2 protein-coding genes are annotated in these 2,210 nt (G+C 75.3%); both read right to left on the bottom strand.

All coding sequences use genetic code 11. The features are described from left to right. The coding region (locus ACZJYS_RS24045; RefSeq protein ID WP_493180606.1) for a capsid assembly protein at positions 1 to 665 on the bottom strand (665 nt) is incomplete at its 3' end. An 8-nt stretch (positions 666 to 673) separates the two neighbouring features. Then, complete coding sequence (locus ACZJYS_RS24050; protein ID WP_493180607.1) at positions 674 to 2,101, bottom strand: portal protein; 1,428 nt, start codon at positions 2,099 to 2,101, stop codon at positions 674 to 676. Positions 2,102 to 2,210: the final 109 nt, after the last annotated feature.

Consider the following 2,210-nt stretch of genomic DNA (forward strand, 5'->3'; position numbering starts at 1 on the left):
CAGTAGCGCGGGTCGCGCATCATCCGGCGCAGCGCCTGCTCGTCGAGCTGCTCGGCGGGCTCGGCGTCGCGCACCAGGCTGGGCTCGCCCTTCGCCATCATGCGGTGCAGGGCGAGCACGCCCTCGGCGGTGGTGGAGAGCGCCTCGAACACCGGCGGCGCGAGGTTGGCGCGGCCCCAGGCGGCGATCTGCGGCGCCAGGCGCTGGAAGGCCTCCTCGCCGCCGAATTCCTGCGCCAGCTTCGCGCGCTGCTTCTGCGCCTCGTAATCGGCGGCGGCCTCGGCGATCAGCGGCAGCAGCCGCTCGGCCGCGAGGTCATAGACCAGCTGCACCTGCTGGCAGGTGAAGCCGGCCGCGTGCAGCCGGGCGTTCACCGCCGCGTCCGGGCCGCACATCTCGTGCCGCGGCTCGATGGCATACTCCTCCGGCGTCTCCGGCACGCCGAGGGCGCGCAGGAAGCGGGCGCGCTCCTCCTCCGGCGCGTCCTCGGCCGGCGGCATGGCGCGCTGGGAGAGGCGCTTCTCCAGCTCGCGATAGGATTTCAGCAGCGCGTCGACGCGCAGCGACTGGGTCTCGGCGTCCCAGAACTTCTCCGGCACATCCTCCGGCCGGGCCGGGGAGGACCCCGTGGGCGCCGGCGCGGGTTCCAGCAGGTTTTCGGACATGCGGGGTGTCACTCCTCGACGGGGTTCAGGAGACCGGCCGGCGCGGCGAGCGTGCGGGCCAGGTGGCGGGTCGCCGCCGCCAGGTCGAGCTGCGCCGCGGCCGTCGGGCCCAGCGCCGCCACGGCCTGCAGGAACAGCAGCGTGTTGGCGGCGTCGGCGCGGCCCTGCACGCGGGCCAGCGGCGACTGGTAGGTCAGCCGCGCCTCGCGCCCGTCCAGCATCACCGGCGGCACTTCGCCGCGGCGGCGCAGGATGGAGAGGCAGCGGCCGATCAGCGGCGTCAGCAGCTCGGCCTGCATCCGGCCATAGGTGGCGCCAAGCAGGCGGGCGCTCTCGGCGCTGCGCTCGAGCACCTCGGTCGCCGTCATCGGCGCCTGGCGCGGCAAGGTCAGCCGGTCGGCCAGCAGGGCGCCGCGGATGCGCGCCCGGAGGTCGTCCAGCACGAGCTGCGAGACATCGAAATTGCCCGGCGCCGCCAGCGGCGTCAGGCCGGAGGAACCCGGCGCCTTCGGGATGATGGCGCCCGGCACCAGCTTCACCGTGGCGGGGTTCAGCACCCCGTCATCCTCCGCCTGCCAGATGCCGGTGGCGGCGATGGAGGCGTTCTTCAGCACCAGCTCCACCACCTTGTTGGCGGTGCGGATGTCGGGCAGCGCCTTCATCACCGGGCCGCGGCCATAGGTCTCGCCCGGCAGCTTCATCCAGCGGAAGGCGATGAAGGGGCTGTCCAGGAAGCGGCCCGAGGCCAGCGGCACCGCCTGCCCCTCCCACTCCAGCACCGCGAGATAGGCGCTGCCCTGGCGCTCGGGCCAGACGGCCTCCACCACGCGGTGGCGGCGCGGCGCCTCCTCCGGCCCGCACGCGGCCAGGAGGGCGGGCGGCAGCGGCGCGCCGGGGTAGCGCGCCTCGATCGCCGCCGCATCCAGCATGACGCTGCGATAGACGGTATCCAGCCGGCCGCCCGGGCCTTCCTCCAGCACCGCCTCGCGCAGCGGCACGGCGGTGAAGCGCAGCGCGGAGGCGGCGCCGGGCGGCGCCTCCTCCACCAGCAGCACGCCGGTGCCGGCCACCACCAGGTCGAGGAAGGCCTGGTGCATCTCCAGCGCGAAGTTGGAGCGGTCGAGATGGCCCTGCAGCGTCTCGGTGGCCCGCTCCAGCGCCTCGGCGGCGGCGGCGGCGTCCGGCCCCTCGGCCAGGGCGCGGCTGGGGGCGAGGCCGAACCAGCGCGACCAGGGCGGCGTCAGCTCGGCCAGCAGGCTGGCGGCGAGCTGCTCGGCGGCGTCGGGCGCCGTCGCGTCATACAGCGTCGGGCCGCCGCTGCCGGGGGTGCGGGCCAGGACGTGATCGTAGCATTCCTGCCAGATGCTCTCCCAGGGGCGGCGCCGGTCCTGCGCCGCCTGCTGGCGGGCCAGCAGGGTTTCCGGGGTCAGGCTCATGCGTTCATTCCCCGAGCAGGGTCTTGCGGGCACCGGCGAGGCCGGCGGCGGGGGCGGCATCGAGCACGCCGCGGGCGGAGGTGGTGATGGTGCCCGCCAGCCCGCGGCG

The organism is Roseomonas sp. TS2 (assembly GCF_058833935.1).

Excerpts from the sequence above, each read along its gene's own strand:
- ACZJYS_RS24050 (WP_493180607.1), bottom strand. The coding sequence starts at position 2,101 with ATGAGCCTGACCCCGGAAACCCTGCTGGCCCGCCAGCAGGCGGCGCAG.